Source organism: Wolbachia endosymbiont of Drosophila baimaii (assembly GCF_028982185.1).
GTDB lineage: Bacteria > Pseudomonadota > Alphaproteobacteria > Rickettsiales > Anaplasmataceae > Wolbachia > Wolbachia pipientis.
The window spans coordinates 1-5,443 of sequence record NZ_JAPQLE010000073.1 but is presented as its reverse complement, the minus strand read 5'-3'; the positions used below and the strand labels follow the sequence as shown (position 1 = coordinate 5,443).

Below are 5,443 nucleotides of genomic sequence, written 5' to 3'. Positions count from 1 at the left end.
TTGGTAAATTTCTTAATGTTTGTGGCTAACATAAAGCTAAGTATGAACTTTGTTAAACACAACAAATGGTGTCATTCCAGTCTGGAATCCAGGAAAAAGAATGGTGTCATCCCAGTGCCCAAACACTGGGATCCAGTTTTCTTTACAAATTCACCAAAAGTGTTTCATTCCATAACATAAAACCCATACTCACCAAATCCAATCCATTACTTGCAATTAAGTTTCCTGGATCCCAGTGTCTGGGCACTGGGATAACAAAGGAGGACGTTATTCCAGTGCCAAGCACTGACCATTTCTGGTCTCTTAAATTGCAACTAATCTAAGTATTAAAAAATTTACCAAACGAAAAAAAGGCAAAAGAAGCCCGATGGTTGGCTAGTTACTTACATTATACTTTCAAGTATGGCGTTTTTTTATTCTAAACGCTTAATAACCGTGACTCAGCCGCTTTTAAGCCGCAACTAATCTAAATTACAAACGTTAAGAAATTTACTAAACAGAAAAAAAGGCAAAGAAACCCCAGGGTAGCTAATTATTCACTATCCATTTTTTAAGTTGGCGTTTTTTGATGTTTTAAATAGCGTATTTCAGCTTGTGTAGCTAGAAATTTGATAAAGACATGAGGTGCACATAGTGCAAAAAATTAAGCATGATTTACGCCAAATACATTAAGTTTTTTTGTCATTAATCCATTGCAGAGATTGCGAAGATAAATAAATAGCTTCACTATCATGATAAGGGGGCTGGCGAAGGGTGTCAAGGAAGTTTTTTTGTTTCATCCAATGCGCTGCCAAAAGTTTGTTGTGCAAGAGATCCCATAAATTGGGTGTCATAATAACTACACCCACATTAATTTTGGTGTACGTGACCTTGAAAGATCGTGATTCAATACTTAAATTACTAGGGTAGTAGGCAAATAATGGAGCTCAAAATGCATAATGTACAAGAAACTGAAAATTTAAAATTTGACGCTGAGGTAGGGAAAGTACTGAATATAGTGATTCATTCACTTTACACCAATAAAGACATTTTTCTGCGTGAATTAATATCAAATGCATCAGATGCATGTGATAAGTTGCGCTATGAATCTCAACTAAACCCTAATTTGCTAGATTTGAGTGACGAATTAAAAATCACTATTAGCTCCAATAAAGATAAGAACGAGCTATATATCACTGATAATGGCATTGGAATGAATAGACAGGATTTAATAGACAACCTTGGTACAATTGCAAGCTCTGGTACGCAAAAGTTCTTAGATGCGATCAAGAATAATAAAGATTCAAGTCAAACTGTAGAGCTGATAGGTAAGTTTGGTGTTGGTTTTTACTCAAGCTTTATGGTTGCATCAGAAGTAATAGTAGAATCAAGAAAAGCTGGAGAAGAGGAGTCTTGGGTCTGGAAATCCAAAGGAGATGGGGAATATTCAATCAGCAAGTCAGATAATCAAGTCCCTCGCGGAACCAAAATTACGCTCATTATGCATCCTGAAGAAAACGAGTTTTTAGATAAATTTCGTGTTGAAAATATTGTCACTACTTACTCTGATCACATAAATTTTCCTGTTGAATTTATAGACGAAGAAGGAAAAAGTGAAAAGTTAAACAGTAAGGCTGCAATTTGGACTAAGCCAAAAAATGACGTTACTCAAGAGGAGCACAACGATTTTTTCCGCAGTGTTGCCCACGTTGGCGGGGAGCCCTGGATGATATTGCATAATAAAAATGAAGGTGCAATAGAATATACGAATTTGCTTTATGTTCCTTCTATAAAACCTTTTGATTTATTTCATCCAGATAGACGTTGCTCTGTGAAGTTATATGTAAATAAAGTATTTATCACTGAAGATAACGTACAGATTATACCACAATACTTGCGTTTTCTGAAAGGCGTGGTTGATTCACCGGACTTGCCTCTTAATATCAGCAGAGAAACGCTGCAGAATAATCGTGTTGTTGAGCAGATCAGAAAATCTCTCACTAAGCGTGTGATATCAGAGCTCGGTAAAAAAGCAAAAGAGAATTTAGAGGAATATACAAAATTCTGGACCAATTTTGGTGCAGTTTTAAAGGAAGGTCTTTGTGAAGCTATGCCAACTGATGAGAGAGAAGCACTACTCTCAATTTGCAGATTTCATAGTACTGGTGATGAGAAATTAGTCAGCATTGATGACTATATAAGCAGAATGAAGCCTGAGCAGGAACATATCTATTATCTCACCGGAAATAGCCTCGATTCAGTGAAAAACAGTCCGCAACTTGAGGGGTTCGTCAGTAAAGGGCTGGAGGTTCTTCTGTTCGTTGATCCAGTGGATGATTTCTGGACTAGTGTAATTCATGAATATAAAGATCAAAAGTTTAAGTCTGTGACTCGCGCTGATGTTGATTTGGAAAAATTCTCTTCAGAAGAAGATAAGAAAAATGAAGAAAACAAATCGAATGAAGAAAAAACTGAGGAAACTATATTGCAATATTTTACCACAGTGCTTGGAGATTCAGTAAAAAGCGTAAAAATTTCCAAAAAATTGACTGATAGTCCCGTATGCCTAGCGGTTGATGAAGGTGCTATGGATCTTCGCATGGAGCGTTTTTTGCGTGAACAAAAGCAGCTAAATTACCGCACGCCAAAGGTGCTTGAAATTAACACTAAGCATCCTGTAATAAAGAGTATAATGAAATCTTATGCTGAAAGTGGTAAAAACCCAACATTGGAGGACATGGTTCACTTATTGTTTTACCAAGCTTGCATCGTGGAAGGCGAAGAGATGGATGACGCGAGCAGCTTTGCTAAGAGACTGAATAATTTGCTTGGCAAGATTTCTGTTTAATGCTATACTTAGCTTAGCTTAGCTGCTAGTTAGGAGGTAAAACATGTTTGGTTCCAATTTTAGAGACTTTGTATCACAAGATACAACTTCACAGGGCCAATCAAATTCTGAAAGATTAATCAAAAGTTGGCATGGTTTTGAGAAACCAGATTCTGAAGATTCAGGTATTGAAGAAGAGTTTGAAGTTTTAGATATCGAAAGTCAAGAGATACCAGCTACTCCATGTAGCACACCCCCTGAAGATCTAAGTTTAGAGAATGCAATACTTGCAAACTTTCCTGATGGTTGTGATAGGTCGTTTACTGTAGAGTTAAAAGATGAAGATTCATATGGTATCATTCCTAAAAACTTAACTTTTGCTGAGATTATAAATGTCTTAAATCAAGCTATACAAGAAGATAATTGTGAAGAATTAGACAAGGTTGTACAAAATATTGAAGATTATGAAGGCAGGTCTATTACACTGGATAATGAAAATCTCAAAGATTTCTGTTCAAATCAACTTAATTTGGAGTTACAAAACGGAAGCAACCATCAACATATATATTCAAATGTACTATCACAATATAAATTTGATCAAGAGGGTTTCAAGTATGATTATTCAGTAAAAGAATTGGTACTATTGGCAATTGCAGCTAATGACAAGCTAGTAGAGCAATATCAGGATTTTCTTTTTGCTGAAGGAAATTTAAGTCTTTTACCTGTACTTGTTGGTGGTCAAGAATACGTTAAAGCTTTTATAGGAAGATTCCATGATACTGATGGGATTTATGATAAATTAAAAGATCAATCCATACAACTTGGCCAATCCAATAAGATTGGCTTTTTCTCAGTTATAGCATTAAGAAAAGAGCAAGAATTATTAAATGCAGTTTTTGTCGAATACGTTTTAAGAGATTTTGGACAGGTGTTAAAAACAAGTAACCCTGATCCTTTGTATGGTGTGCTTGAAACAGCGTCTCTGATCAAAAATGAAGAATTCATCACGATAGTGCTAGATGCATTTGAAAGATATATTAATGAGCTAACTAAAAAAGCCTCAACAGAAGAGTTATTAAAAAAGAGCTTTGCTACCTTGTTAGAAACTGCGATAAGCCAGGAACACACATCTGTCATTGAATACCTGTGCAAACGATACACTAATAGTGCAGATCGTGCCATTTACGATGTATATGAACAAGCATTTGCAGATGATAAAGTTATTACAATACTAAGGCAACAAATCCTGAAAAACATAGGAGCTCGTGGCAGAAAAGAAATTTATGATTTAATTCTGAAAACTGCATTGGATGCTGGTAATATTGCATTTATCGAGCACTTGTGTGAAAAATGTGCTAAATGCAGCAATGATGTTATCGGCTATCTCAATCAAAAATTTAAAAATAATGAATTTGATAACATACACGAATCAATCCTCATTGCATTGTCTAATGTTGAATACACAAACACAGACGTTATAGTCGAGGTGCTTTTTTACACTAAAGAAATCCATCAAAACGTATCACATAATGAGCAAGTGATTAGGCCGGTCATACAGAATATACTGAAAAATGCAACACACTACTCAATAGGCCAAGAAGATTACTCCTTAGTCAAGGAAGTATGTTACTTATACACAGAAGAGGGTGCAATTAACGTAATTTTTCAAGAGGAGTGTAAGATTTTTAAATCTAGCATAGAAAAGCGCATAGAAGATCTGGAAAAGGAAAACAAATTATTGCAATCTGAAGCTTTACGTGAATATAACAGCCGTCTTCCAGGTATTGTAAATGGATTAGTTCAGACTGCTTGCATAGTGTATGATGAATACACTAAAGATCCAAAAGACAATAAACGTCAAAAGAATATTGATCTAATATTCAGTTTAATGCAAATTAGAAATATTCTGCAATTTTCTATTGATGTGCAAAAATATTCCTGTCATGAACGTCAAGATTTGTGGGATGAAATGTGCCAAACTCCTGGAACTTTTATAATACGAAAAAGAAGTAATAACGTTGCAGATGAATTAGAAATTCCAGTTATAACAAGTGACATTCTATCAGAAAATCCAGGACTTGAAAGTGCTGGCAGTAAGCAGACAGAAAAAAATATTGTGGACAGAGGAAAAAATATTATGAACAATGAAGAGGCTTCAATAGAGGAAGCTATAGGTAATAATTATGAGGAGGGTGAAATGGGTAAAAATAGTGCTAAAAAACGTAAAGAGAGCATAAAACGATCTAAAGAAGAAAAAGAGAAAAATGAACAAGAAAAAGAAGTGCAATTTAGAGAACATACTGTAATTGCGATTGAATGATGGAGAGACATACTCCATTATTTTAGCACGAAGTAACAAATTCAATGAATTGGTTCTTCAAAAATAATTTAAACTTTTACAGTAGGAGTAGTCTCATGAAATATTATAGCGGGTTAGATATCTCACTCAAAGAAACTTTTATTAGTATCGTTGATGAGAAAGGAAAAATTGTTAAAGAAGAAGTTGTTGCAAGTGAGAGCAGTGCAATAGCTGAGTTTCTGCTTAGTCAAAGCAGAGAATACGAATCCATAGGAATAGAAAGTGGGCAATTGTCAATATCGATGTGCAAAGAGTTAAGGAGCTTTGGATTACCAGTA

Annotated in this window: 3 protein-coding genes and 1 pseudogene; all 4 read left to right on the top strand. The window is 35.0% G+C overall.

Features of this window, described 5'->3' with window-relative positions:
- On the top strand, positions 1-180 hold a 180-nt coding region (locus tag OZD66_RS02265), incomplete at its 5' end, for a hypothetical protein (protein ID WP_275022106.1).
- A 751-nt stretch (positions 181-931) separates the two neighbouring features.
- Positions 932-2,827 (top strand): molecular chaperone HtpG, encoded by a 1,896-nt coding sequence (gene htpG / locus OZD66_RS02260; protein WP_182367965.1) that lies wholly within the window; start codon positions 932-934, stop codon positions 2,825-2,827.
- Between the two features lie 43 nt (positions 2,828-2,870).
- Positions 2,871-5,126 carry a host RNA manipulator TomO gene (locus OZD66_RS02255; RefSeq protein WP_275022103.1) on the top strand — a complete coding sequence of 752 codons (2,256 nt, stop codon included), beginning with the start codon at positions 2,871-2,873 and terminating at the stop codon, positions 5,124-5,126.
- Between the two features lie 95 nt (positions 5,127-5,221).
- Positions 5,222-5,443, top strand: a pseudogene (locus OZD66_RS02250) (IS110 family transposase); the annotation flags it as partial.

What these genes read in the sequence shown, in the direction of transcription:
- htpG (WP_182367965.1), top strand. Translation starts at nt 932, where the DNA reads ATGCATAATGTACAAGAAACTGAAAATTTAAAATTTGACGCTGAGGTA.
- OZD66_RS02255 (WP_275022103.1), top strand. Translation starts at nt 2,871, where the DNA reads ATGTTTGGTTCCAATTTTAGAGACTTTGTATCACAAGATACAACTTCA.